The sequence below is a fragment of the Variovorax sp. TLI9-5A genome (genome assembly GCF_056867935.1).
Genome location: NZ_CP200310.1, coordinates 3390443 through 3413718, shown reverse-complemented (window position 1 = coordinate 3413718; position 23276 = coordinate 3390443). Strand labels below are relative to the sequence as shown.

The 23276-nt window shown below is 67.2% G+C and carries 22 protein-coding genes and 1 tRNA gene; 10 read left to right on the top strand and 13 right to left on the bottom strand.

What is annotated here, in order from left to right; translation table 11 throughout:
* Positions 1-10: 10 nt before the first annotated feature.
* The 6 genes from rimO to AC1VNX_RS16125 form a co-directional block, all read right to left on the bottom strand.
* On the bottom strand, positions 11-1417 hold the full coding sequence (gene rimO / locus AC1VNX_RS16150) for a 30S ribosomal protein S12 methylthiotransferase RimO (RefSeq protein ID WP_483157606.1): 1407 nt from the start codon (positions 1415-1417) through the stop codon (positions 11-13).
* 78 nt (positions 1418-1495) lie between these two features.
* Positions 1496-2056 carry a polyhydroxyalkanoate synthesis repressor PhaR gene (phaR, locus tag AC1VNX_RS16145; RefSeq protein WP_019652414.1) on the bottom strand — a complete coding sequence of 187 codons (561 nt, stop codon included), beginning with the start codon at positions 2054-2056 and terminating at the stop codon, positions 1496-1498.
* Positions 2057-2130: 74 nt separating this feature from the next.
* Positions 2131-2499: a hypothetical protein gene (locus tag AC1VNX_RS16140; RefSeq protein WP_483157605.1), complete on the bottom strand. Its 369-nt coding sequence runs from the start codon at positions 2497-2499 to the stop codon at positions 2131-2133.
* 170 nt (positions 2500-2669) lie between these two features.
* A tRNA-Val gene (locus tag AC1VNX_RS16135) sits at positions 2670-2746 on the bottom strand.
* 48 nt (positions 2747-2794) lie between these two features.
* Positions 2795-4984, bottom strand: a complete 2190-nt coding sequence (locus AC1VNX_RS16130) for a RelA/SpoT family protein (RefSeq protein ID WP_483157604.1) — start codon at positions 4982-4984, stop codon at positions 2795-2797.
* A 93-nt stretch (positions 4985-5077) separates the two neighbouring features.
* The gene (locus tag AC1VNX_RS16125) at positions 5078-6079 is read right to left on the bottom strand and encodes an alpha/beta fold hydrolase (protein WP_483157603.1); all 1002 of its coding nucleotides are present in this window, start codon (positions 6077-6079) and stop codon (positions 5078-5080) included.
* A gap of 26 nt (positions 6080-6105) precedes the next feature.
* Between AC1VNX_RS16125 and AC1VNX_RS16120 the strand changes: the two genes are divergently transcribed.
* Positions 6106-6876 (top strand): 3-hydroxybutyrate dehydrogenase, encoded by a 771-nt coding sequence (locus AC1VNX_RS16120; protein ID WP_483157602.1) that lies wholly within the window; start codon positions 6106-6108, stop codon positions 6874-6876.
* A gap of 60 nt (positions 6877-6936) precedes the next feature.
* On the opposite strand, the gene AC1VNX_RS16115 is transcribed toward AC1VNX_RS16120, so the two are convergent.
* A complete protein-coding gene (locus AC1VNX_RS16115) occupies positions 6937-7647 on the bottom strand; it encodes an SIMPL domain-containing protein (protein WP_483157601.1) in 711 nt (236 codons plus the stop codon).
* An 83-nt stretch (positions 7648-7730) separates the two neighbouring features.
* A complete protein-coding gene (locus tag AC1VNX_RS16110) occupies positions 7731-8126 on the bottom strand; it encodes a hypothetical protein (RefSeq protein WP_483157600.1) in 396 nt (131 codons plus the stop codon).
* 137 nt (positions 8127-8263) lie between these two features.
* Here AC1VNX_RS16110 and ompR point away from each other — a divergent pair, with 137 nt between their 5' ends.
* Both ompR and AC1VNX_RS16100 read left to right on the top strand, forming a co-directional pair.
* Positions 8264-8995 carry an osmolarity response regulator transcription factor OmpR gene (ompR, locus tag AC1VNX_RS16105; protein ID WP_007837017.1) on the top strand — a complete coding sequence of 244 codons (732 nt, stop codon included), beginning with the start codon at positions 8264-8266 and terminating at the stop codon, positions 8993-8995.
* 74 nt (positions 8996-9069) lie between these two features.
* On the top strand, positions 9070-10494 hold the full coding sequence (locus AC1VNX_RS16100) for a sensor histidine kinase (protein WP_483157599.1): 1425 nt from the start codon (positions 9070-9072) through the stop codon (positions 10492-10494).
* A 21-nt stretch (positions 10495-10515) separates the two neighbouring features.
* On the opposite strand, the gene ispF is transcribed toward AC1VNX_RS16100, so the two are convergent.
* Both ispF and ispD read right to left on the bottom strand, forming a co-directional pair.
* Positions 10516-11007 (bottom strand): 2-C-methyl-D-erythritol 2,4-cyclodiphosphate synthase, encoded by a 492-nt coding sequence (gene ispF, locus AC1VNX_RS16095; RefSeq protein WP_483157598.1) that lies wholly within the window; start codon positions 11005-11007, stop codon positions 10516-10518.
* The gene (gene ispD, locus AC1VNX_RS16090) at positions 11004-11726 is read right to left on the bottom strand and encodes a 2-C-methyl-D-erythritol 4-phosphate cytidylyltransferase (protein WP_483157597.1); all 723 of its coding nucleotides are present in this window, start codon (positions 11724-11726) and stop codon (positions 11004-11006) included. The genes ispF and ispD overlap by 4 nt, the downstream gene beginning before the upstream one ends.
* Before the next feature lie 119 nt (positions 11727-11845).
* On the opposite strand from ispD, the gene mfd reads away from it, so the two are divergent.
* The 3 genes from mfd to AC1VNX_RS16075 are packed head-to-tail and all read left to right on the top strand — an operon-like array spanning position 11846 to position 17102.
* The gene (mfd, locus tag AC1VNX_RS16085; protein ID WP_483157596.1) at positions 11846-15334 is read left to right on the top strand and encodes a transcription-repair coupling factor; all 3489 of its coding nucleotides are present in this window, start codon (positions 11846-11848) and stop codon (positions 15332-15334) included.
* Positions 15331-16041, top strand: a complete 711-nt coding sequence (gene serB / locus AC1VNX_RS16080; protein ID WP_483157595.1) for a phosphoserine phosphatase SerB — start codon at positions 15331-15333, stop codon at positions 16039-16041. The genes mfd and serB overlap by 4 nt, the downstream gene beginning before the upstream one ends.
* Positions 16038-17102 carry an Ldh family oxidoreductase gene (locus AC1VNX_RS16075; protein ID WP_483157594.1) on the top strand — a complete coding sequence of 355 codons (1065 nt, stop codon included), beginning with the start codon at positions 16038-16040 and terminating at the stop codon, positions 17100-17102. The genes serB and AC1VNX_RS16075 overlap by 4 nt, the downstream gene beginning before the upstream one ends.
* A gap of 9 nt (positions 17103-17111) precedes the next feature.
* On the opposite strand, the gene AC1VNX_RS16070 is transcribed toward AC1VNX_RS16075, so the two are convergent.
* Positions 17112-17432, bottom strand: a complete 321-nt coding sequence (locus tag AC1VNX_RS16070; protein WP_483157593.1) for a DUF6172 family protein — start codon at positions 17430-17432, stop codon at positions 17112-17114.
* 93 nt (positions 17433-17525) lie between these two features.
* Between AC1VNX_RS16070 and AC1VNX_RS16065 the strand changes: the two genes are divergently transcribed.
* Both AC1VNX_RS16065 and AC1VNX_RS16060 read left to right on the top strand, forming a co-directional pair.
* On the top strand, positions 17526-18581 hold the full coding sequence (locus AC1VNX_RS16065) for a histone deacetylase family protein (protein ID WP_483157592.1): 1056 nt from the start codon (positions 17526-17528) through the stop codon (positions 18579-18581).
* A 5-nt stretch (positions 18582-18586) separates the two neighbouring features.
* On the top strand, positions 18587-18814 hold the full coding sequence (locus AC1VNX_RS16060) for a hypothetical protein (protein WP_483157591.1): 228 nt from the start codon (positions 18587-18589) through the stop codon (positions 18812-18814).
* A gap of 26 nt (positions 18815-18840) precedes the next feature.
* On the opposite strand, the gene AC1VNX_RS16055 is transcribed toward AC1VNX_RS16060, so the two are convergent.
* A complete protein-coding gene (locus tag AC1VNX_RS16055; RefSeq protein ID WP_483157590.1) occupies positions 18841-20028 on the bottom strand; it encodes an aminotransferase-like domain-containing protein in 1188 nt (395 codons plus the stop codon).
* A gap of 121 nt (positions 20029-20149) precedes the next feature.
* Here AC1VNX_RS16055 and nth point away from each other — a divergent pair, with 121 nt between their 5' ends.
* Positions 20150-20797, top strand: a complete 648-nt coding sequence (nth, locus tag AC1VNX_RS16050) for an endonuclease III (protein ID WP_483157589.1) — start codon at positions 20150-20152, stop codon at positions 20795-20797.
* A gap of 24 nt (positions 20798-20821) precedes the next feature.
* Positions 20822-21688, top strand: coding sequence for an Ivy family c-type lysozyme inhibitor (locus AC1VNX_RS16045; protein ID WP_483157588.1), 867 nt, complete (start codon positions 20822-20824; stop codon positions 21686-21688).
* A gap of 20 nt (positions 21689-21708) precedes the next feature.
* Here the strand turns inward: AC1VNX_RS16045 and AC1VNX_RS16040 are convergent, their stop codons facing one another.
* Complete coding sequence (locus tag AC1VNX_RS16040; protein ID WP_483157587.1) at positions 21709-23271, bottom strand: methyl-accepting chemotaxis protein; 1563 nt, start codon at positions 23269-23271, stop codon at positions 21709-21711.
* Positions 23272-23276: the final 5 nt, after the last annotated feature.

Genomic DNA, 23276 nt, shown 5'->3' with positions numbered 1-23276 from the left:
TGAATCCGCATCAAACGGGTAGCGCGATCAGGTCGTGCCCCTCGGCACCCACGATGCGCGCGCGGGTGAACTCACCCACCTTCAGCGTCTTGCTGATCTTCTCGGGCGGCAGCAGTCGAACCGTGCCGTCGATTTCCGGCGCATCGGCGTATGTGCGCCCCACCCCGCCCTTGCGACCCATGGCAGGCGCCGAATCGACCAGCACCTGCATCGTCGAGCCGACGCGTTTCTGCAGCTTGGCGATCGACACCGCCTCAGCCACTTCCATGAAACGCGCCCGGCGCGCTTCGCGCTCCGCCTCGGGCAGCATGCCGGGAATGTCGTTGGCAGTGGCACCCTCGACCGGGCTATAGGCAAAACAGCCAGCGCGATCGATCTCGGCTTCGCGGATGAAGTCGAGCAGATGCTCGAACTCCTGCTCCGTCTCGCCGGGGAAGCCTGCGATGAAGGTGCTGCGGATCACGAGCTCCGGACACACCTCGCGCCAACGCGCCAGCCGCTCCAGATTCTTCTCGCCGCTGGCCGGACGCTTCATGCGCCTCAGCACATCGGGATGACTGTGCTGCAAGGGCACGTCGAGATACGGCAGCACCTGCCCACTTGCCATCAACGGAATGATCTCGTCCACGCTCGGGTACGGGTACACGTAGTGCAGGCGAACCCACGCACCATACGGCTCGGCGATTTCACCCAGCGTGCGTACCAGTTCGAGCATGCGCGTCTTGACTGGCTTGCCATCCCAGAACCCCGTGCGGTACTTCACGTCGACACCATAGGCCGAGGTGTCCTGGCTGATCACCAGCAGCTCTTTCACACCGCCTTCGAACAAGGCCTTGGCCTCGCTCAACACATCGCCGACCGGCCGCGACACGAGGTCGCCGCGCATCGAGGGAATGATGCAGAAGGTGCAGCGATGGTTGCAGCCCTCGCTGATCTTCAGATAGGCATAGTGCCGCGGCGTCAGCTTGAGGCCCGCGACGCCAAAGGTGTTGGGCACGAGGTCGATGAAGGGATCGTGCGGCTTCGGCAGATTGGCGTGCACCGCATCCATCACCTCCTGCGTGGCGTGCGGACCAGTGACGGCCAGCACGCTCGGGTGCATCTGGCGCACCAGATTGCCGCCCTGGTCGCCGGTCTTGGCGCCCAGGCAGCCGGTGACGATCACGCGGCCGTTCTCGGCCAGCGCCTCGCCGATGGTGTCGAGGCTTTCCTTCACGGCATCGTCGATGAAGCCGCAGGTGTTGACGATCACCAGGTCGGCGCCTTCAAAAGTCTTGGCGGTCTGATAACCCTCGGCGCTCAGCTGGGTCAGGATCAATTCGGAATCGGTAAGGGCCTTGGGGCAACCCAGGCTCACGAAGCCGACCTTGGGGGCGGTCGGCGCGGCTGTACGTTCGGGGGAGACAACTTCGCTCATATGCCTCTATTGTCCCAGCTATCGGTGATCGCGGGGCGACCGCCGGTCAGCATCCGTTTGCCGACACCTGCACGCGGATCAGGAACGCTTGATGCCAAAGGCCCCCAGCACCTGCTCGGTGTTCTTCTGCATCTGTTCCTGCATCTGCAGGAACACGTTCTTCGATTGCTCGACGTAGCTGCCCATGAGCCCCTGCAGCATCGGCGACTGCATGGTCATGAAGCGAGCCCACATCTCGGGCGTCAGGCCCTCGGCCTTTTCCGCGAGCTGCGCCTGCACCTCGGTCATGGCCTGGATGTTCTTCTCGAGGTAAGGCCCCATGTAGCCCTGCATCGCCTGACCATAGAAGCGGATGATGTTGGCCAGCACCTGTTCGGTGAACATCGGCGCGCCGCCCGCCTCTTCTTCGAGAATGATCTGCAGCAGGATGCTGCGCGTGAGGTCGTCGCCCGTCTTGGCATCGCGCACCACGAACTGGGCATTCTGGATGACCAGCTGCTTCACCTCGGTCAGCGTGATGTACGTGGATGTCTCGGTGTCGTAGAGCCTTCGGTTCGGGTACTTCTTGATCACACGCTGTACCGGCTTGACCCCGGACTTCTTGCTCTGCACTGCGGACTCCTTCACATGGACGCCCATGTCGTCGGATGATTCTAGGGAGCGGTTTTGCTGCGCCGCGACAAGGTTTACCCTGACCGGACCGGACACTTTCCTCAATCCGGCGATGTCGAGTACTCCGCGCCACACATATGGCAGGCCGCGACCTCGGGCCGCTCTTCATCGGCCTTGCGGAATCGCAGTGGCGTCTTGTGGCCGTAGACCACCCAGCAACGCGGGCAGTGCTCCTGCCCGACAGTCGGCAGATAGGCGCGAGCACGCTGCTCGGCGCGCTCTTCGGTCAAGGGCATGCCCTGGCGTTGGGCGCGCACAACTTCGCGCGCGGCCATGGTGTCGGTGCGCCCGCTTGCGTAGTCGTTGATGCCGTAGACAGCACGCGCAAACTCGATGGGAGCCTGCTTGAGCAATGCGGCCAGGCGCTTGTCGGCATGAGCCCGATCAACGAGTGTTGATCGCGTATTCATCGGATCGCTTATCAAGAAGAATGGAATGGAGTTGCAGAGTGGCCAAGGTAGCACAAGAACATGGCCATGGTCTTTGCCTGCATCACCACAAGGGACGATATGTACACCGGAGAACCCGGTGCATGATCTGTTCGACTGATCCGGTGGTTGGCCGGGGTTGAAACAGAAATTGGTAGGCGCGATTGGACTCGAACCAACGACCCCCACCATGTCAAGGTGGTGCTCTAACCAGCTGAGCTACGCGCCTAAGGATGTGTCCGAGAAGCAGCTATTGTAGCAGGAGAAATCGCTGTTTTCAGCGACGACGTGCAGATCGCACACCAATAACTGCCGTGACCAGTCCAAGTACCTGCGTCAGCCGCGCGGCATCGGCGATTTCCACGGTGAACGTCATCCATGCCGTGCCCTTGATCGACTGTGTCTGCACGCCGATCACATTCATCTTTTCGCGTGCGAACACATCGGAGATGTCGCGCAGCAGGCCCTGACGGTCGGCCGCTTCGACGGAAACGTCCACTGCATACACGGGCGCGTCGGCGCCCTTCTTCGCAACGCCCCACTCCACGTCGATGACGCGCTCGCCATCCTTTGCGGCCATCGTGCGGAAGTTGCTGCAGTCGCTGCGGTGCACGCTGACGCCATGGCCTCGCGTGACGAAACCGCGAATCGCATCTGGCGGCGCAGGCTTGCAGCACTTGGCGAGCTGCGTCATCAGCGAAGACACGCCCACCACCAGCACGCCACCCTTGCCCGACTTCTCGCTGCCGCGTGCCTTCTTGATGAGGACGCCATCGTCCGGGCCCTGCGCGGGCTCCGGCGGACGCAGCAGCGTCTCGATATTGCGCAGCGAGAACTCGTCCTTGCCCACCACTTCGAACAGATGGTCCGCCGACTTGAAGCCAAGCTGCGAAGCCAGGTCTTCGAGGCGCATGGCCGTCTTGCCTTCGCGCTGCAGCAGTTTCTCGACCGCTTCGCGTCCGCGCGCCACGGTCTCGTGCGTGATCTGCGCGTTGAACCATGCGCGCACCTTCGCGCGCGCGCGATGGCTGGCCAGATAACCGAGCTCCGCATTGAGCCAGTCGCGCGAAGGCCCGCCTTCCTTGGCCGCGATGATCTCCACCGTCTGCCCGTTCGACAGTGGCGTGTTCAGCGGCACCATCGCACCGTCGACACGCGCCCCGCGGCAGCGATGGCCCAGCGTGGTGTGCACGGTGTACGCAAAGTCGACCGGCGTCGCGCCCTGCGGCAGTTCGACGATCGCCGCATCGGGCGTCAGCACATAGATGCGGTCGTCGAACAGGCCCTGCCCCTGCAGGCCACCGGAGAGATCGCGCTCCCACGCCAGCAGCTGCCGCAGCACGGCGATCTTCGCGTCGTATTCGCCGCTGGCCCACACGCCTGCGTAGCCCTTGTGGCCGGCTTCCTTGTATGCCCAGTGCGCGGCCACGCCATGCTCTGCGTGGTCGTGCATTTCCTCCGTGCGGATCTGGATCTCGATCGGCTTGCCCGCCTTGCCATCCACCAGCTCGCGCACCACGGTATGCAACGACTGATATCCGTTGGGCTTTGGCCGCGCGATGTAGTCGTCGAACTCCTCGTCGATGGGCTGGAAGTGCGAGTGCACCCACGCCAGCGCCGCATAGCAGTCCTTCACATCGGGCACCACCACGCGCAACGCGAGGATGTCGAAGACCTGCGCAAAGTCGAGCGACTTGCCGCGCATCTTCTTCACGATGCTGTAGATGTTCTTCGGTCGCCCCTGCACCACGGCCTTGACGCCCTCGGCCTGCAGCTCGCGCTCGAGCTGCGAGCGCAGTTGCTCGACATGCCCTTCGCGTTCGATGCGCTTCTCGTCGAGCAGGCGCGCGATCAGCTTGTAGGTCTCGGGCTCGAGGAAGCGGAACGAGAGATCCTCGATCTCCCACTTCACCTGCCAGATGCCCAGCCGGTTGGCCAGCGGCGCAAACACCTGCAGCGACTCGCGCGCCACGCCCTCGGGCGCCGGCTGCTTGCTGGCCGCCGCGTGCCGCAGCGTCTGCAGGCGCGAAGCCAGCCGCAGCATCACCACGCGCAGGTCGCGCGAGAACGCCAGCAGCATCTTGCGCACGTTCTCGGTCTGGGCACCGGCGTTTTCCGCGTGATGTCCCTGCGAGGCCGAGCGGGCCTGCTCCTGCACGCGCACCAGCTTGGTCGTCTCGACCGCGAGCGCCGCGAAGTTGTCGCCGAACACCTTGGCGATCACCTCCTGCGGGCGGTTCAGGTGCTGGCACGAATAGACCAGGTAGCTCGCCGCCTGCATGGCCTCGGAGCCGCCCATCTTCGCGACGATGGCGGCCACCGCGTCGGCGTGCGCGAGCGTGTTCTCGCCCGTGTCGAGCTTCTCGTCGGCGATCAGCGGCTCGGCGAAGGCGCGAGCACGCGCCAGCATGTTCTCCATCACCGGCATGCGCTCGGCCGTTGCCGCGGACAGCGGGTAGTCGACCATGACCGCGTCTGACGCGGATGCCGTCTGGAGACTCGAAGAATCGCGCTTCACACTTCGCTCACTTGCTCAATCAATCAGTGGTCAGTCGCTGGATCAGTCGAAAAGGAATTGGGTGACGACAGCGATCTGCGCGGGGTCGACGAACGTCGGCGCATGGCCCACGCCCTCGAACTCGACCAGGGTTGCATGCGGGCCGCGCTGCGTCATGGCCAGCGCCGTTTCGCGCGACAGCAAGTCCGACTCGGCGCCGCGCGTGAGCAGCGTGCGCGCCTCGATGGCGTCGTACAGGCTCCACATGATCGCGCCGCCTTGCGCCGCAGCCTCGGGCGTGATCGCACGCAGCGCCACGCCGATGGCCGGGTCGTAATGAAGAAGCCAGTCGCCTTCATCGCCACCCGACCCCGCTTCGACTTCGAGCTTCGCCGAGCCATCGGCCGTGCGCTGCGACGCAGGCACCACCATGTGCCGCGACAACGCCAGCCACTGCTGCGGCGTGTGCGGACCGAAGGTTGTCGACAGCGCCCACATCGCATCGGCCGCCGCCTGCACGCTTTCGTAGCTGCCGTTCTTTCCGACGTAGGCACCGATGCGCTGCAGCGCGACCGGCTCGATCGTCGGGCCGACATCGTTCGCGACGAAGCGGCGGATGGGCCGCGCCAGCGGCAGCTCCTTGTGCCCCGCCAGCACGAAGCCGATCAGCCCGCCCATGCTGGTGCCGAGATAGTCGAGCGTGCCGATCGCCTGCTCGCGATGCAGCTGCGCGATCAGCGCGACCATGTCGGCCGCGTACACCGGCACCTGATAAAGAGAAGGGTCGCGCAACCAGTCGCTGCGCCCGCGGCCCACCACGTCCGGACAGACCACGCGCACGTCGCCGCCCGCACGCTCCACGATGGCTTGGGCCAGCAGGTCGAAATCGCGACCCTGCCGGGTCAAGCCGTGCACACAGATCACGACGTGTGCGCTGTGCGCGTTGCCCCATTGCCAATAGGCCATGCGGTGGCCGCCCTGGGCGTCATCGCACGCCACGTAATGAAGCGTCGGTTCGGTCATGGAAACGATGGTGTCCTGGTGCGGATAATTGTCTCGTCGCATCCTAATTCATCCGGAGATTGATCTTCATGCTCAAAGGCAAAACCGCGCTTGTCACGGGGTCCACCAGTGGCATTGGCCTCGCCATCGCCAAGTCCCTCGCCCAGCAGGGCGCCAACATCGTGCTCAACGGCTTCGGCGATTCCGAAGCGCCCAAGGCCGAGGTCGAGGCGCTTGGCGTGCGCGCCGAGTATCACGGCGCCGACATGAGCAAGCCCGACCAGATCGAGGACATGATGAAGCTCGCCGCGTCGAAGTTCGGCCGCGTCGACATCCTGGTGAACAACGCCGGCATCCAGCACGTCGCCAAGGTGGAAGACTTCCCCACCGAACGTTGGGACGCCATCATCGCGATCAACCTCACCAGCGCCTTCCACACGACCCGGCTGGCGATCCCTGCGATGCGCGAGGCGAACTGGGGCCGGGTCATCAACATCGCGTCGGCGCACGGCCTCGTGGCTTCGGCACAGAAGTCGGCCTATGTGGCGGCCAAGCACGGCGTCGTCGGCCTGACCAAGGCGGTCGCGCTGGAAACCGCGACCACGGGCGTCACCGTCAACGCGATCTGCCCCGGCTGGGTGCTGACCGCGCTGGTGCAGAAGCAGATCGACGACCGCGCGGCACGCGAAGGCATCACGGTCGCGCAGGCGCAGAACGACCTGCTGGGCGAAAAGCAGCCTTCGCTGCAGTTCACCACCGTCGAGCAATTGGGCGGCCTGGCCGTCTTCCTGTGCTCGCCGGCCGCAGACCAGGTCCGGGGCCAGGCCTGGGCCATGGACGGCGGCTGGACTGCCCAGTAAGACTGCCCAGTAGTGGGTAGCCCGCCGGTACGCGCCCTTCCTATATGAGCGCTGTCCGCTCTACTTGAGCTGCACGGAGCCCGACACGGTCACCATCACGGCGGTCTTGCCGGCTTCCACCGGCACCGCCGAATCGGCCGACGAGAACGACTTGGCCTGCACCGCCATCATGCGCGGGCGGATCGGGCCGTTGTCGTTCGCATTCACCGACACCTCGCGCAGCGTGTAGCCGCTGAAGCCGAAGCCCTTGGCCAGCTCGTTGGCCTTCTGCTTGAAGTTGTCGATGGCGATGTTCTGCGCCTCGGTCTCGGTCTTGGCCCGCTGCTCACGGCTCAGGCCGAAGCCCACGTTGCCCACGCTGAGCGTGGTGATGCGCCCCGCCGTCTGCGTGATGCGCGGGAAGTCGCGGCCTTCGAGCACCAGCTCGGTCGAGCCCTGCCAGCCGTTGATCTTGCCGTCCTTGGTGTAGCGCGGCGACAGGCTGAAGTTGCCGGTGCGCACATCGAGCTGGCCTGCCTGCGCATTCTTCTTCGCTTCGGCCAGCGCGGCGTCGAGCGCAGCCTTCAGTTGCGTCTGCACGGTGGCGGCGTCGGTCGCGTCGCGGGTGGTCACGAGGGTCATGCTCAGCATGTCCTGCTGGACTTCGACCGTGCCCGAAGCGGTCAGCTGCAGCACGTTCTGGGGTGCCGGCGTGGCGGCGTTCTGGGCCATTGCCGTGCTTGCGGCAGCCAGGGCGGCGCAGGCCGCGAGCAGTTTGATCTTTTTCTTCATGGCGAAGTACTCCCGTTGTTGGTATGAAAAGACAGGCGGATGACGTGCCTGCGCAACTGCAGGCCGGGTGCATCTGCGCAGGATCAGCGGCGCTGGCTGCGCGGCGCGGTCGGCAAGATGCTTGCCGCCGCCGGCGGCACCGGAACGATGCGCTCGGCCGGCTGCGATTCTGCCGAATTGAGCAAAGCACCCGCGGCGGGCGGGGTCCATTGGCCGCGAACCTGCTGCCGCAGTTCGAACAATTCGGCGGGCGTGAGGCGCCGCCCGGCAATGGCTTCTCCGCGGCGCATTTCCTCGCGCTGCGCGGCCCGGTGGGCCGCCACCGCATCGCGGACTTCGCTGCGACGCACCTCGCCCACCCTGAAGAAGTCACCGGACACCGCCAGCGAAGGACCGCAGACGAGAACGAGGATGAACGGGAGGGCTGAAAAAGGGCGTCTCATTGAGGCGAAAGTCATCAGAAGGGGCGACTTTGCCACCTCCTTGCGAACGTCGGATGACCAGACAGCGAGCGTCCGCAAGTTTTGTAACTTAGTGTCAAACCACAAGCAAATCCGGCTCAACGACCACTCAACGCCTTCAGAATCGGCCCTGTTACAAATTCGACGTTGTAGAAATGACTCAAGTTCCCGCTCGCACCGACAAGATCGTGATCGTCGACGACGACGCCCGCATCCGCGACCTCCTGCGCCGCTACCTGACGCAGGAAGGCTTCGAAGTGATCGTGGCCGAGGACGGCAAGGCGCTCAACCGCATCCTGTTGCGCGACACGGTCGACCTGATCGTGCTCGACCTGATGATGCCCGGCGAGGATGGCCTGTCCGTCTGCCGCCGCCTGCGCGCCGCCAATGACCGCACTCCGATCATCATGCTCACCGCCAAGGGCGAAGACGTGGACCGCATCGTCGGTCTGGAAGTCGGCGCCGACGACTACCTCGGCAAGCCCTTCAACCCCCGCGAACTGCTGGCCCGCGTGCACGCCGTTCTGCGCCGCCGTCCGCCGCTCGAGGCGCCGGGCGCCCCCTCCACCGAGAACGAGACCGTCACCTTCGGCCCGTTCGCCTTCGACCTCGGCTCGCGCACCCTGAAGAAGGACGGCGAAGAACTCTCGCTGACCACCGGCGAGTTCGCCATGCTGAAGGCGCTGGTGCGCCATCCGCGCCAGCCGCTGTCGCGCGAAAAACTGGCCCAGCTGGCGCGCGGGCGCGAGTTCGAGCCCTTCGACCGCAGCCTGGACGTGCAGATCTCGCGCCTGCGAAAGCTCGTCGAGTCCGACGCCGCTGCGCCCCGCTATATCCAGACCGTCTGGGGCGTGGGCTACGTGTTCGTGCCGGACGGCACGGCCTGACGCCACGTTGACCGGTGGCCGTCGGCCAACCCCCCGGACCAGGCTCTGCCCAGGAGGACGGCGCGCAGGTCACGATGCCGAGCCCGCTCGAAGCGAGCGCGCAACGTGACCGCCGCCCCGGCCTCAAGCTGGGCTTCAGCCTTTTCTGGCGCACCTTCTTCCTGCTCGCTCTGCTGCTGATCGGCTGTACGGTCGCCTGGCTGCAGACTTTCCGCTCGCTCGAATACGAGCCGCGCGCCATCCAGACAGCCCACCAGATCGCCTCGCTCGTGAACCTCACGCGTGCGGCGCTGGTGTATTCGGACGCCATCACCCGGGTGTCGCTGATCAAGACGCTGGCCGACCAGGAAGGCGTGCGCATCCTGCCGCGCGAGCCCAACGACCGCTTCCAGCCCTACACCAGCGGCGCGCTCGACCTGCGCGTGACCGAGGAGCTCATCGACCAGCTCGGCGAAGGCACCACCGTGGCGAGCCGCGTGAACGACGAGGCCGGCCTGTGGATCGGCTTCACCATCGAGAGCGACACCTACTGGCTGCTGCTCGATCCCACCCGATTCAGCCGCGTGGGCGGCCGTACCTGGTTGGTGTGGCTGAGCACCGCCATGGCGCTGTCGCTGGCCGGCGCGGCGCTGATCACCCGGCTCATCAACCTGCCGCTCAAGCAGCTGTCGCGCGCGACCATGCAGGTGCGCGAGGGCGAGTACGAGGCGCACCGGCTCGACGAGCGCGCCCGCACCAACGAGATCCGCGCGGTCAACATCGGCTTCAACCGCATGGCGGACCAGCTCGCCAAGATCGAGCAGGACCGAGCCATCATGCTGGCCGGCATCTCGCACGACCTGCGCACGCCGCTGGCCCGGCTGCGGCTGGAAACCGAGATGAGCGTGGCCGACGAGGATGCGCGCGACCACATGGCGGCCGACATCGCCCAGCTCGACGCAATCATCGACAAGTTCCTCGACTACGCCCGCCCCGACCATGTCGATCCCAAGCCGGTGCTGCTGCGCGACGTGGTCGACGCCTGCACCTACGCCGTGCAGGACTACGAGGAGATGAACATCAAGGTCGAGGTGCCGCCCGACCTGCGCGTGATGGGCGACGAGGTCGAACTCACCCGCGTCATCTCCAACCTGGTCGAGAACGCGCGCCGCTACGGCAAGACGCCCGCCACCGGCGTGGCCGACGTGACGATCCAGGCCCAGGCCAACAACGACGCGGTGCTCATCAAGGTGCGCGACCACGGCGCGGGCGTCGAGCCCGCCCTGCTCGCGCAGCTGACCAAGCCCTTCTTCCGCGGCGACGCGGCCCGCACCTCGGCGGCCGGCGCGGGGCTGGGCCTGTCGATCGTGGCGAAGAACATCGAGCGCATGGGCGGGACCTTCGCGCTGACCAGCACGCCGGGCCGTGGCCTGGCGGCGCACATCCGGATGCCGCGCGCAATGCCGGCAGGCATGGTCAGGCCGGGCGAGCTTCCGGTCGGCGGCAAGAAGCCGGCCTGAACAACGCGAGCCAGGCCCGCGTCAGCGGTGTAGCAGAACGGCCGCGCGAGCTTCCATCGCGCGGCCCTCGCCCACCGGGCCCAGCTTCTCGGCCGTCTTGGCTTTCACGTTCACCTGCCCGAGCGCCACGCCCAGCGTGTCGGCGATGCGCTGGCACATCAGCGGAATGTGCGGCGCAAGCTTGGGCGCCTGCGCGATCACGGTGCTGTCGACGTTGCCGATCTCCCAGCCCGCCGCACGCACCCGGCGCGCCGCCTCGGCCAGCAGCACCGCCGAATCGGCACCACGAAACTGCGGATCGGTGTCCGGAAAGTGCCGGCCGATGTCGCCCAGCCCCGCACCGCCCAGCAGCGCATCGGTGATGGCGTGCAGCAGCACGTCGGCGTCCGAGTGGCCGAGCAGCCCGGTGGTGTGCGGGACCTCGATGCCACCCAGGATCAGCTTGCGGCCCGCCACCAGCTGGTGGACGTCCCAGCCCTCGCCGATGCGGATGTTGAAAGAAGGAGCCGTCATGCCAACCCCTTCCTACGGCCCAGCAGGACCGCTTCAGCCAGAGCGAAATCTTCCGGGAAAGTCACCTTGAAGTTCTGCGCGCTGCCGGGCACCAGCAACGGCGACAGGCCGACAGCCTCGATGGCGCTGGCTTCGTCGGTGACGGCATCGCCGGTGCGCTCCAGCGCGTCGAGCAGCATGCCGATGCGGAACATCTGCGGCGTCTGCGCCAGCCACTTGTCGGCGCGCGGCAAGGTCTGGGCCACGCGGCTCTCGGTAGTGGACGACTTCAGCGTGTCCGCCAGCCGCTGCGCCAGCAGGCCGCCGACGGCGTCGTGCTCGCAAGCGGCAATGAGCGCCTCGATCTGGCTGGAGGTGACGAGGCAGCGCGCCGCGTCGTGCACCAGAACCCAGTCGTGCGCGCCTGCGCCCTTCTGGCGCAGCGCCGCCAGGCCGTTGCGCACGGTGGCCGCGCGGGTCACGCCGCCCACGCGCAGCAGGTATTCGTTCTCGGCCGGGAAGCGCGGCAGCACCGCGTTCACGTCGCGATCGTCCGGCGACACCACCAGCGCCAGCCCCGCGAAGCGCCCCGCCAGCGAGCGGAAGGCCTCCAGCGTGTGGGCGACCATCGGCAGGCCGGCCAGGCGCCGGTACTGCTTGGGCTGCGTGGACTGCGCATGCCCCGCGCGATGGCCGGAGCCGGCGCACGGGATCAGCACGAAAAGTCGGGAAGAGGACATGAGGGCCCAGCGTCGGCGGCGGCCGACAAGCGGATAAGGGGCCGCCATTCTAGAATTGCCCGCTACGCACACCCCTCGCCAGCCGGCGCGGGGTGTTGTGCATTTCCATCAAGCGTTCCATGGACCTCCCCCACCTCACGGCGGGCAAGCGATTCACGCTGCCGCGTCCCCCGTTGTCGGCCGATGCACTGCTGCTGGCGCAGCTGGCCATGCGCGAAAAAGGCGCCGGGCGCGCCACCGCGATGTTCACCGCAGACGCCAACGACGCCCAGCGCCTGATCGACGAGATCGCCTTCTTCGCCCCTGAGCTGCGCTGCGCCCTCTTTCCCGACTGGGAAACGCTGCCCTACGACAGCTTCTCGCCCCACCAGGACCTGATCAGCGAGCGCCTCGCCACCCTCTGGCGCATCAGCCAGAAAGAGGCCGACGTGGTGCTGGTGCCCGCCACCACCGCGCTCTACCGGCTGGCGCCGCCCTCCTTCCTGGCCGGCTACACCTTCCAGTTCAAGGCCAAGCAGAAGCTCGAGGAATCGAAGCTCAAGGCCCAGCTCACGCTGGCCGGCTACACCCACGTGACGCAGGTGGTGAGCCCCGGCGAATACGCGGTGCGCGGCGGCCTGATCGACCTCTTCCCCATGGGCTCGCCGGTGCCCTTCCGCGTCGACCTGTTCGACGACGAGATCGACACCATCCGCACCTTCGACCCCGACACCCAGCGCAGCCTCTACCCCGTTCCCGAGGTCCGGCTGCTGCCCGGGCGCGAGTTCCCGATGGACGACGACGCGCGCGGGCGCTTCCGCAGCCGCTGGCGCGAACTGCTGGAGGGCGACCCGACCAAGAGCCGCATCTACAAGGACATGGGCAATGGCGTGGCCACCGCCGGCATCGAGTACTACCTGCCGCTCTTCTTCGACGAGACGGCCACCGTGTTCGACTATCTGGGCGACGACGCCACCGTGGTGCTGCACGGCGACCTGGAACCCGCCTTCCAGCACTTCTGGCAGGACACCAACGAGCGCTACCGCCTCGTGCGCGGCGACCCCGAGCGCCCTGCCCTGCCGCCCGAGGCACTGTTCCTGAATGCCGAGCAGTTCTACCAGCGCGCCAAGCCCCATGCGCAGCTCGCCATCCGGGGCGGCGGCGACGTGCCCACCGAGGCGCCGTATGCCGAATTCGACCGGCTGCCGCCCTTCGCCGTGGTGCGCGGCGCGGAAGACCCGCTGGTCGGCCTGAAGGCCCACATCGCGAAGACGCCGCACCGCGTGCTGCTGATCGCCGAAAGCGACGGGCGACGCGAGAGCCTGCTCGACTTCCTGCGCGCCAGCGGCGTGAACCCGCCGGCCTTCGACTCGCTGGCCGAGTTCGAGTCTTCCGGCGACGAGAAGATCGGCATCGCCACCGCCGCGCTCGCCTCGGGCTTCGCCTGGCGCGAACAGGGCATCGACTTCGTCACCGAGACCGAGCTCTTCGCCACCGCGCCCACCACGCGCCGGCGCAACAAGAAGCAGGAGCAGGTCAGCGACGTCGAGGCGCTCATCAAGGACCTGTCGGAGCTCAACGTGGGCGATCCGGTGGTCCACAGCGCGCACGGCATCGGCCGCTACCGGGGCCTGATCCACATGGACCTGGGCCAGGGCAACGGCCCCGACGGCAAGCCGCTGCTGCAGGAAATGCTGCACCTGGAGTACGCAGACAAGGCCACGCTCTACGTGCCCGTCTCGCAACTGCACCAGATCAGCCGCTACACCGGCGTCAGCGCCGACGAGGCACCGCTGCACAAGCTGGGCTCTGGCCAGTGGGAAAAGGCCAAGCGCAAGGCCGCCGAGCAGGTGCGCGACTCGGCCGCCGAGCTGCTGAACATCTACGCGCGCCGCGCGGCGCGCGAGGGCCACGCCTTTCGCTACTCGCCGGCCGACTACGAGGTGTTCGCCAACGACTTCGGCTTCCAGGAAACAGCCGACCAGAAGGCCGCGATCCACGCCGTGGTGCAGGACATGATCTCGCCCCAGCCCATGGACCGCCTCGTGTGCGGCGACGTGGGCTTCGGCAAGACCGAGGTGGCGCTGCGCGCTGCCTTTATCGCCGTCACCGGCGGCAAGCAGGTGGCCTTCCTCGCGCCCACCACGCTCCTGGCCGAACAGCACTACCAGACGCTGGTGGACCGCTTCGCCAAGTGGCCGGTGAAGGTGGCCGAGATGAGCCGCTTCCGCTCGGCCAAGGAAGTCACCGCAGCCGCCAAGGGGCTGGCCGAGGGCCAGGTCGACATCGTGGTCGGCACGCACAAGCTGCTCTCGCAGTCGGTCAAGTTCAAGAACCTGGGCCTGCTCATCATCGACGAGGAGCACCGCTTCGGCGTGCGCCACAAGGAGGCGATGAAGGCCATGCGCGCCGAGGTCGACGTGCTCACCCTCACCGCCACGCCGATCCCTCGCACGCTGGGCATGGCGCTCGAAGGCCTGCGCGACCTGAGCGTGATCGCCACCGCGCCGCAGCGGCGGCTGGCCATCAAGACCTTCGTGCGCAACGAGGGCACCGGCGTGATCCGCGAGGCCGTGCTGCGCGAGCTCAAGCGCGGCGGGCAGGTCTACTTCCTGCACAACGAGGTCGAGACCATCGAGAACCGCCGCCAGAAGCTCGAGGAGATACTGCCCGAGGCCCGCATCGCCGTGGCCCACGGCCAGATGCCGGAGCGCGAGCTGGAGCGGGTGATGCGCGACTTCGTGGCGCAGCGCTACAACCTGCTGCTGTGCTCGACCATCATCGAGACCGGCATCGACGTGCCGACCGCCAACACCATCGTGATGAGCCGCGCCGACAAGTTCGGCCTGGCGCAGCTGCACCAGCTGCGCGGCCGCGTCGGCCGTTCGCACCACCAGGCGTATGCCTACCTCATGGTGCCCGACACCGAGGGCCTGACCAAGCAGGCGGCGCAGCGGCTCGACGCGATCCAGCAGATGGAAGAGCTGGGCTCCGGCTTCTACCTGGCCATGCACGACCTGGAGATCCGCGGCACCGGCGAGGTGCTGGGCGAGAACCAGAGCGGCAACATGATGGAGATCGGCTTCCAGCTCTACAACGAGATGCTGAGCGAAGCCGTGCGTGCGCTCAAGGCTGGGCAGGAGCCCGACCTGCTGTCGCCGCTGTCGGTCACCACCGAAATCAACCTGCACGCACCCGCCCTGCTGCCCGACGACTACTGCGGGGACGTGCACCTGCGGCTGTCGTTCTACAAGAAGCTGGCCACGGCGAAGACGCCCGACCAGATCGATACGCTGCTGGAAGAAATCGTCGACCGCTTCGGCAAGCTGCCGCCGCAGGCGCAGACGCTGATCGACACGCACCGCCTGCGCGTGCTTGCGCGGCCCTACGGCGTAGTGAAGGTCGATGCCGCGCCCGGCATCATCAACATCACCTTCAAGAAAGATCCGCCGGTGGATGGCATGGCCATCATCCAGCTGATCCAGAAGAACAAGCACATCAAGCTCGCCGGCAACGAGAAGCTGCGTATCGAGCGCGAACTGAAAGAACCCAAGGAGCGGGCCCAGATGGTGCGCGACGTGCTGCGCAGCCTGGGCCAGCCTACCGTCAAGGAAACCGTCACCGCATGAGCGCTACTGAAATCTCCCCCGGCCTCGTCATCCAGCGTGTGAAGCCGCCGCTGAAGCTCGCCGACTTCAAGCTGATCGCGTTCGACATGGACTCGACGCTGATCAACATCGAATGCATCGACGAGATCGCCGATGCGGTCGGCAAGAAGGCCGAGGTTGCCGCGATCACCGAAGCCACGATGCGCGGCGAGATCAAGGACTTCAAGGAGAGCCTGCGCCGCCGCGTGGCGCTGCTGAAAAGCGTGCCGGTCGAAGCGCTGCAGCAGGTGTACGACGAGCGGCTGAAGCTCAACCCGGGCGCGAGCGAGCTGGTGGCGGCCTGCAAGGCGGCCGGGCTCAAGGTGCTGCTGGTGTCGGGCGGCTTCACCTTCTTCGCCAACCGCGTGAAGGACCGGCTGGGCATCGACTTCGCGCGCTCCAATCTGCTCGACGAAGCCGGCGGCAAGCTCACCGGCCAGGTGGTCACGCAAAGCTGGGGCGACATCTGCGACGGTGCCGAAAAGCGCCGCACGCTGCTCGAGGTGGCGTCGCTCATGGGCATCTCGCCGCAGGAAACCATCGCCGTGGGCGACGGCGCCAACGACCTGCCGATGATGGGCGAGGCCGGCCTTTCGGTTGCGTATCACGCCAAGCCGAAGGTGCGCGAGCAGGCCATGGTGGCGATCAACGAAGGCGGCCTCGACCGCGTGCTGGAGGTATTGAAATGACCGACGCCGCCCCGCTCTACAGCGCCGACGCGCTCAGGGACTACGCCAGCGCCCTGCTGCAGAAAGCCGGCCTTGCCGCATCGATGGCCGACAGCGTGGCGCGCACGCTGGTCGAAGGCGACCTGCTGGGCCATGACACGCACGGCCTCGCGCTGCTTGCCGGCTATGTGAAGGAAATCGAGTCCGGCGGCATGACGCGCGACGGCGCCCCCGAGGTGCTGTCGGACCGCCCCGCCGCCGTGCTCTGGGACGGCAAGCGCCTGCCCGGCCCCTGGCTCATGGACCAGGGCATGGACCTGCTGGTACCGCGCGCCCGCGAGCTTGGCACCGCCTCGCTGGTCATCCGCCGCAGCCACCACATCGCCTGCCTTGCCGTCTACATGCTGCGCGCGCTGCAGGAAGACATGCTGATGCTGCTGGCCTGCTCCGACCCCAACGCCGCCAGCGTCGCGCCTTTCGGCGGCACGCAGGCGGTGTTCACGCCCAACCCGCTGGCCATGGGCTTTCCGCTGTCGCAGGGCGGCGTGATGGTCGACATCTCGGCCTCCATCACCACCAACGGCATGAGCAACCGCAAGCGCGCGGCCGGCGAGACTTTCGCCGAGGAGTGGCTGATCGACGCCACCGGCAAGCCGTCGAACAACCCGCAGGTGCTGTTCGACCAGCCGCCCGGCACGCTGCTGCCGGTCGGCGGGCTGAGCCACGGGCACAAGGGCTACGGAATGGCGTTGCTGGTCGAGACGCTCACGGCCGGCCTCGCGGGCCACGGCCGGGCCGACCCGCCCGAGGGCTGGGGCGCGACGGTGCACATCACGCTGCACGACCTGAACGCCTTCGGCGGCAAGGAGGCCTTCCTGCGCCAGATGGACCACGTGGCCGAACGCTGCCGCGGCAACGCGCCCATCGACCCTGCAAAGCCTGTGCGGCTGCCGGGCGAAGGCGGGTTGAAGCGTCGGGAGTCCCAATCGAAGAACGGGGTGCGGCTGCACCCCTCGATCGCGCGCTCGCTGCAGGATGCAGAGCAGCGTCACGGCCTGCGGCTGGCACAGGCGCTGGCCTGAGCAGGGCTCTCAGCCCTCGGTGGATTCGGACCCGGGCGAGCCCTCGGGGCGCGCCTTGCGCTGGGCCGGCTTGGCCAGGATCTCGATGTAGAACTGCTTGCCGGCCTCTTTGGCCACGCCGTCGATCAGGCCGGTGATGGCGGAAAGGTGGACGACTGCTGCCGATTCCTGCGAGGTGCCGAACCTGCAGTCGAAGTCCCAGTAGTCCATGCCCTCGGGCAGTTCGCGGCGCCGCTCGCGCTTGATGTACTTGCGGATCTCGTGCTTGATGGCTTCGAGTAGACGGTCGGGGTGCTTGCCCTCGACCTGAAGCTGGAAGGTTTTTCTCATGGGTGATCGTAACCAATGTGAAATGGGCATCGGACTTGCTGGCTAACATGACCATCAGGCCCATTCCACGGCAAGCACCATGCCGAACCGACCATGCTGAGCTTTTTCCATCCGGAGCAACTGCTGCACCACCCTCGCAGCTACCTGTCGCGCGGACAGATGCGCACCCCGCAGGAAGTGCCCGAGCGCGCGCTGCGTCTCGCGGCCGCCGTGCAGTCGCTGGGCTTCGACCTCCGCACACCGCCCGATGCCGGCATGGCGCCGCTGGCCGCGGTGCACGGCGACGACTACCTGCGCTTCCTGGAAGAAGCGCACCGCGAGTGGAAGAAGATGCCGCCCGACTGGGGCGACGAGGTGATGTCCAACATCTACGTGCGCGAGCCCAACCGGCTGCGCGGCATCCTGGCCAGGGCGGCGCGCCATCTGGCCGACGGCAGTTGCCCGGTCGGAGCCGAAACCTGGCGCTCCGCGTACTGGTCGGCCCAGAGCGCGGTGGCCGGTGCGTCGGCCATCGCCGGCGGTGCCCGCTCGGCCTATGCGCTGTGCCGGCCTCCCGGCCATCATGCGCGCGTCGACGCGGCCGGCGGCTTCTGCTACCTCAACAACGCCGCCATCGCCGCCCAGGCGCTGCGCGGGCGCTTCGCCCGCGTGGCGGTGCTCGACACCGACATGCACCACGGCCAGGGCGTGCAGGAAATCTTCTACGGGCGCGGCGACGTGCCGTACGTGTCGATCCATGGCGACCCGACCAACTTCTACCCCGGCGTGGTCGGCTACGAGGACGAGCGTGGGGCCGGCGAAGGCGAAGGCTTCAACCTCAACTTCCCGATGCCGCACGGCTCCCCGGAATCGGTTTTCTTCGACCGGCTGGACGACGCCACGAAAGCGCTGCGGCGCTTCGCGCCCGATGCGCTGGTGCTGGCGCTGGGCTTCGACATCTACAAGGACGACCCGCAGTCGCAGGTCGCGGTGAGCACCGAAGGCTTCGGGCGCCTGGGCAAGGAGATCGGCGCGCTGGGCCTGCCCACATTGATCGTCCAGGAAGGCGGCTACCACCTCGATAGCCTGGAAGCCAACGCGCGCGCCTTCTTCGGGGGATTCACGGACGCCACGCTGTGTACAGTCGGTGCCTCGAACGAAAGCAGGTGAAAGACATGGCGCGCGCAAACGACTGGGCAAGCAAGGTGATGGCATTGATCAACGGGGGAAATCCCACCGCGGCCATCGCGCAGATCAAGGTAGCGCCCTCGGTCAAGGACCTGAAGGCGCTGCAGACCATCATGACGCTGTCGAAGATGAAGGGCCGCTATCCGAACGTGGATGCGGCCATCGCCGACAACATGGACCTGCTCGCGGCACCCCGGCTGCACAGGTCGCCCTGACCGGCAGGGCTTTCTTCCTTTTCTTCTTACAGCGCCTGGCCCAGGCGCTTCACGCCCTCTTCGATCTTCGCCACGTCGGCGGTGGCGAAGCTCAGGCGCAGAGTGGCAACGTCGGGCTTCTCCGCGAAGAACGGCGCACCGGGCACGAAGGCCACCAGCTTCTCGATGGCCCGCTTCGCCAGTTCGTTCGCATCAGCCAGCTTGCCGTTGGCGCCCGTGAGGCGGGCCCAGAAGAACAGGCCGCCGTTGGGCTGGGTGAAGCTCACCGCGTCGCCCAGTTCGCGCTCGAGCGCCGCGCCCATGGCCTGCGCGCGCTGTCCGTACACCTCGCGCACATGCGCCAGCGTGGCGGGCATGCGGCCGCTCTTGAGGTATTGCGCGGCCGTGGCCTGCGAGAAAGTGCTGGTGTGGGCGTCGCTGAACTGCTTGCACATGGTGGCCTTGGCCAGCAGTGCGGCCGGGGCGATCATCCAGCCGATGCGCAGGCCGGGGCTCAGCACCTTGCTCAGGCTGCCGCAATGCGCCAGCAGTTCTCGGCTGCCGGGCACGTCCTTGCTCAGCGACATGATCGAAGGCGGAGGGGCCTCGCCGAAGTAGAGGTCGCCGTAGGGGTCGTCCTCGACGATCAGCGTCTGGTACTTCACGGCCAGCTCCAGCACCTTCTTGCGGCGCTCCAGGCTCAACATGGCGCCGCTGGGGTTGCCGAAGGTGGGGATCAGGTAGACGAACTTGGGCTTGTGCTCGGCGATGAGCTTCTCGAGCTCGTCGGTCTTCACGCCGTTGGCGTCGATGGGCGCGCTGATGAGCTGCGCGCCGTAGAGGCGGAAGCACTGGATGGTGGCCAGGAAGGTCGGGCCCTCGACGATCACCTTGTCGCCGGGCGAGATCATGGTCTTGCCCAGCAGGTCCAGCGCCTGCTGGCTGCCGGTGGTGACGATCAGGCCGCTGGGGTCGACGTCCACGCCTTTGGTCTTCATGAAGGAGCTGAGCTGCGTGCGCAGGGGTTCGTAGCCTTCGGTGGCGCCGTATTGCAGCGCGCCGCCTGGTTCCTCGGTGAGTGCCTTCTGGCTCGCCTCCTTGAGGCCTTCGACGTCGAACATGGCGCTGTCGGGGAAGCCGCCCGCGAAGCTGATGATGCCGGGCTTGCCCAGCAGCTTGAAGAGTTCGCGGATGGCGGAGGTCTCGACGTTGTCGAGGCGGGAGGCGAATTGCATGGTCAGTCTCTCTTTCTGGGGTGGCATTGTCGCCAAAGCGCGGGCAATAAAGCTGCGTAAGGCTATCTGCTTTCGACGATATATTGCGCTTGCCGCTCTTGCGGCGCCCTTCTGACGCCCGATGAAAAAAGACAACATCCCCCTCTTCTTCGCCACCCTGCAGGCGGCCAACCCCGAGCCCGAGACCGAGCTGGAGTACAGCACTCCCTTCGAGCTGCTGGCCGCCGTGCTGCTGTCGGCGCAGGCCACCGACGTGGGCGTGAACAAGGCCACGCGCAAGCTCTTTCCGGTGGCGAACACGCCGCAGGCCGTCCTCGAGCTGGGCGTAGAGGGGCTGGAGGAATACATCAAGACCATCGGCCTGTACCGCAGCAAGGCCAGGCACCTGATCGAGGCCTGCCGCATGCTGGTGGAACAGCACGGCGGCGAGGTGCCGCGCACCCGCGCCGAGCTGGAGGCGCTGCCGGGCGTGGGCCGCAAGACGGCGAACGTGGTGCTCAACGTGGCCTTCGGCGAAGCGACGATCGCGGTCGACACGCACATCTTCCGCGTGGGCAACCGCACCGGGCTTGCCCCGGGCAAGACGCCGCTGGAGGTGGAACTCAAGCTCGAGAAGCGCGTCCCACTGGAGTACCGGCTGCATGCCCACCACTGGCTGATCCTGCATGGCCGCTACATCTGCGTGGCCCGCAAGCCGCGCTGTTGGGAGTGCGCGGTGGCGACCTTCTGCTCCTACAAGCCCAAGACGCCCGCGCCGAAATCGGCCTGAGACAAGAAAACGCTGCGAAGACGAATGAATAGAAACACGACCACAACAACAACAACAACGGCGACGAACAACACCCGGGCGCTGCTGCGCGCCGCCCTGCTGGCCGCGCTGTTGCCGGCCGCGGCCTGGTCGCAACAGGGCGGCACGCAGTTTCCCAACAACATCGCCCAGTACACGGGCCGCTGGTCCGCCAACTGCGCGGACAACGCGGCCGCCGCGCTGCAGGTGCGGCAGGATTCGCTGATCGCCGAAAGCGGCAAGCGCCGCGTGGTCGCCCGCGAGCCGCAGACGGCCTACAGCTTCTTCGGCAACAGCCCCCCGCCCGAAGGCTTCGACGTGGCGCTGATGAGCGACACCGGCAAGGCCGGCGCGATGACCTTCCTTGTCTACCGGAGCCCGCGCGGCCAGTACATCACGCTGGATGCCGACAAGCCCGTGGCCGGCCAGCTCGGCCCCGAGATGCTGAAGCAGCGCTACTGGCGCTGCAACGGCGCCGCCCGCGCGCTGCCTCCACCCACCGAGCCGGCCGCCAAGGTGCCGCCCCCGCCCACCGGAAGCCCCGCCGCGCTGGCGCAGGGCCCCGCCATGCAGAAGGCCTGGCGCGCCGCCCTGGGCACGCGCGAGAACGACCGCTGGCTGGTGCGCCGCGAGGGCCCGGCGCCCGAGCCTCAATGGGTGACGGTCGACGGCACGCGCTACCTGCTGCATGCCTTCTGCAAGCCGCACGACTGCTACGACAACAACGCCATCGCGCTGTACGACCAGGGTTCCGGCCGCATCTACGGCCTGCTGCAGCGCAGCGGCAGCAACCGCCTGGTGGGCTCGCCGCCCGCCACGCTCGCGCCGCAGCTCGACAAGCTCTGGCGCGAGCAATGGCGCAAGTCGAACTGATCGGCCGCTGAGGGGCGGATTCAGGCCAGCTTGAACATCCGCACCGCGTGCACCAGCCCCGCGGCCTGGTCGTTCATCGACTGCGCGGCGGCCGATGCCTGCTCGACCAGCGCCGCGTTCTGCTGGGTGGTGCGGTCCATCTGCTTGATGGCGTCGTTGACCTGACCGATGCCGGCCGCCTGCTCCTGGCTGGCCGCCGTGATCTCCGCCATGATGTCCGTCACGCGCCGCACGCTGCCCACGATCTCCTCCATGGTCTTGCCGGCCTCGTTGACCAGCGTGCTGCCCGCTTCCACCTCGTCCACCGAGTCGCCGATCAGCGTCTTGATTTCCTTGGCCGCCGCGGCCGAGCGCTGCGCCAGGCTGCGCACTTCCGAGGCCACCACCGCGAAGCCGCGTCCCTGCTCGCCGGCGCGGGCCGCCTCCACGGCGGCATTCAACGCGAGGATGTTGGTCTGGAACGAGATGCCGTCGATCACGCCGATGATCTCCACCACCTTCCTCGACGAGGCGTTGATGGACGCCATCTTCTCCACCACCTGATCGACCACCGCGCCGCCGCGCGAGGCCACCTGCGAGGCCGAGTCCGCGAGCTGGTTGGCCAGCCGCGCGTTGTCGGCGTTCTGCCTGACTGTGCCGGTGAGCTCCTGCATGGCGGCAGCCGTCTGCTCCAGCGAACTGGCCTGCGCCTCGGTGCGCGACGACAGGTCGCGGTTGCCCGAGGCGATCTGGCCCGATGCCGAGGCGATGGAATCGGTGCCGTCGCGCACCTGCCCGACCACCTTGGCGAGTTCGTCGTTCATCGAGCGCAGCGCGCGCATCAGCATGCCAGACTCCGATGCGTCGGCCACCTCGATGCGCGCCGTCAGGTCGCCCGCGGCCACCTGCTGCGCCACGGTCACCGCCTGCCCCAGCGGCCGCGTGATGGAGCGCGTCATGCGATATGCCAGCAGCAGCCCGCCGGCCAGCGAGGCGCAGCTGATCCCCAGGATCATCCACTTGGCGCGCTGGTACGCGGCCTGGGTCGACGCAGTGCTTTCGTCGGCGCTCTTCCTCAGCATCGCCTGGAAGGCCGAGACATGCGCCAGCACCTGGTTGAGCAGCGGCATGCACTCCTGCGTCAGCACCTTCACGGCCGCGTCGGTCTGTTGCGAGGTGGCGAGCCCGACGACGTTCTTCGCGATGGGCAGGTACTGCTCTTCGAGCGCGCGCAGCTTCTCGAGCATCCGGCGCTCCTCGGGAGTCGAGGCGTCCGGCGCGGCCATCACCGCGGCCAGGCTCTGCAGGCCGCCGTCGATCTCGCGCTGCGAGCTGCTGACGAGGTCGATGTCGCCCTTCTGCGCCGCCGGGCCCGACACCAGCGCCAGGTTGCGCGCCGCGATGGCGCGCTTGCCGATGGCGGACTGCACGTTGTTGAGCTCGTCGAGCTTGCGCTGGCCCACCTCGGTCGCGAAGGCGACGCTCTCCGAGAGATGCGCCATCTCGCGCAAACCGATGCCGGTGATGACAAGCTGCAACAGCAGCAACAGTGCAAAACCCAGCCCGAGGCGGGCTCCGATCTTGAGGTTCGAGAGATCGAACATGTGGC

Coding starts and splice junctions, on each gene's coding strand:
- AC1VNX_RS16100 (WP_483157599.1), top strand. CDS start 9,070: ATGCCGAGCCCGCTCGAAGCGAGCGCGCAACGTGACCGCCGCCCCGGC.
- AC1VNX_RS16055 (WP_483157590.1), bottom strand. CDS start 20,028: ATGCAATTCGCCTCCCGCCTCGACAACGTCGAGACCTCCGCCATCCGC.
- ompR (WP_007837017.1), top strand. CDS start 8,264: ATGACTCAAGTTCCCGCTCGCACCGACAAGATCGTGATCGTCGACGAC.
- AC1VNX_RS16120 (WP_483157602.1), top strand. CDS start 6,106: ATGCTCAAAGGCAAAACCGCGCTTGTCACGGGGTCCACCAGTGGCATT.
- AC1VNX_RS16130 (WP_483157604.1), bottom strand. CDS start 4,984: ATGGTCGACTACCCGCTGTCCGCGGCAACGGCCGAGCGCATGCCGGTG.
- AC1VNX_RS16125 (WP_483157603.1), bottom strand. CDS start 6,079: ATGCGACGAGACAATTATCCGCACCAGGACACCATCGTTTCCATGACC.
- AC1VNX_RS16115 (WP_483157601.1), bottom strand. CDS start 7,647: ATGAAGAAAAAGATCAAACTGCTCGCGGCCTGCGCCGCCCTGGCTGCC.
- AC1VNX_RS16075 (WP_483157594.1), top strand. CDS start 16,038: ATGACCGACGCCGCCCCGCTCTACAGCGCCGACGCGCTCAGGGACTAC.
- AC1VNX_RS16140 (WP_483157605.1), bottom strand. CDS start 2,499: ATGAATACGCGATCAACACTCGTTGATCGGGCTCATGCCGACAAGCGC.
- serB (WP_483157595.1), top strand. CDS start 15,331: ATGAGCGCTACTGAAATCTCCCCCGGCCTCGTCATCCAGCGTGTGAAG.
- rimO (WP_483157606.1), bottom strand. CDS start 1,417: ATGAGCGAAGTTGTCTCCCCCGAACGTACAGCCGCGCCGACCGCCCCC.
- AC1VNX_RS16070 (WP_483157593.1), bottom strand. CDS start 17,432: ATGAGAAAAACCTTCCAGCTTCAGGTCGAGGGCAAGCACCCCGACCGT.
- nth (WP_483157589.1), top strand. CDS start 20,150: ATGAAAAAAGACAACATCCCCCTCTTCTTCGCCACCCTGCAGGCGGCC.
- AC1VNX_RS16040 (WP_483157587.1), bottom strand. CDS start 23,271: ATGTTCGATCTCTCGAACCTCAAGATCGGAGCCCGCCTCGGGCTGGGT.
- ispF (WP_483157598.1), bottom strand. CDS start 11,007: ATGACGGCTCCTTCTTTCAACATCCGCATCGGCGAGGGCTGGGACGTC.
- AC1VNX_RS16060 (WP_483157591.1), top strand. CDS start 18,587: ATGGCGCGCGCAAACGACTGGGCAAGCAAGGTGATGGCATTGATCAAC.
- ispD (WP_483157597.1), bottom strand. CDS start 11,726: ATGTCCTCTTCCCGACTTTTCGTGCTGATCCCGTGCGCCGGCTCCGGC.
- AC1VNX_RS16065 (WP_483157592.1), top strand. CDS start 17,526: ATGCTGAGCTTTTTCCATCCGGAGCAACTGCTGCACCACCCTCGCAGC.
- phaR (WP_019652414.1), bottom strand. CDS start 2,056: ATGGGCGTCCATGTGAAGGAGTCCGCAGTGCAGAGCAAGAAGTCCGGG.
- AC1VNX_RS16045 (WP_483157588.1), top strand. CDS start 20,822: ATGAATAGAAACACGACCACAACAACAACAACAACGGCGACGAACAAC.
- mfd (WP_483157596.1), top strand. CDS start 11,846: ATGGACCTCCCCCACCTCACGGCGGGCAAGCGATTCACGCTGCCGCGT.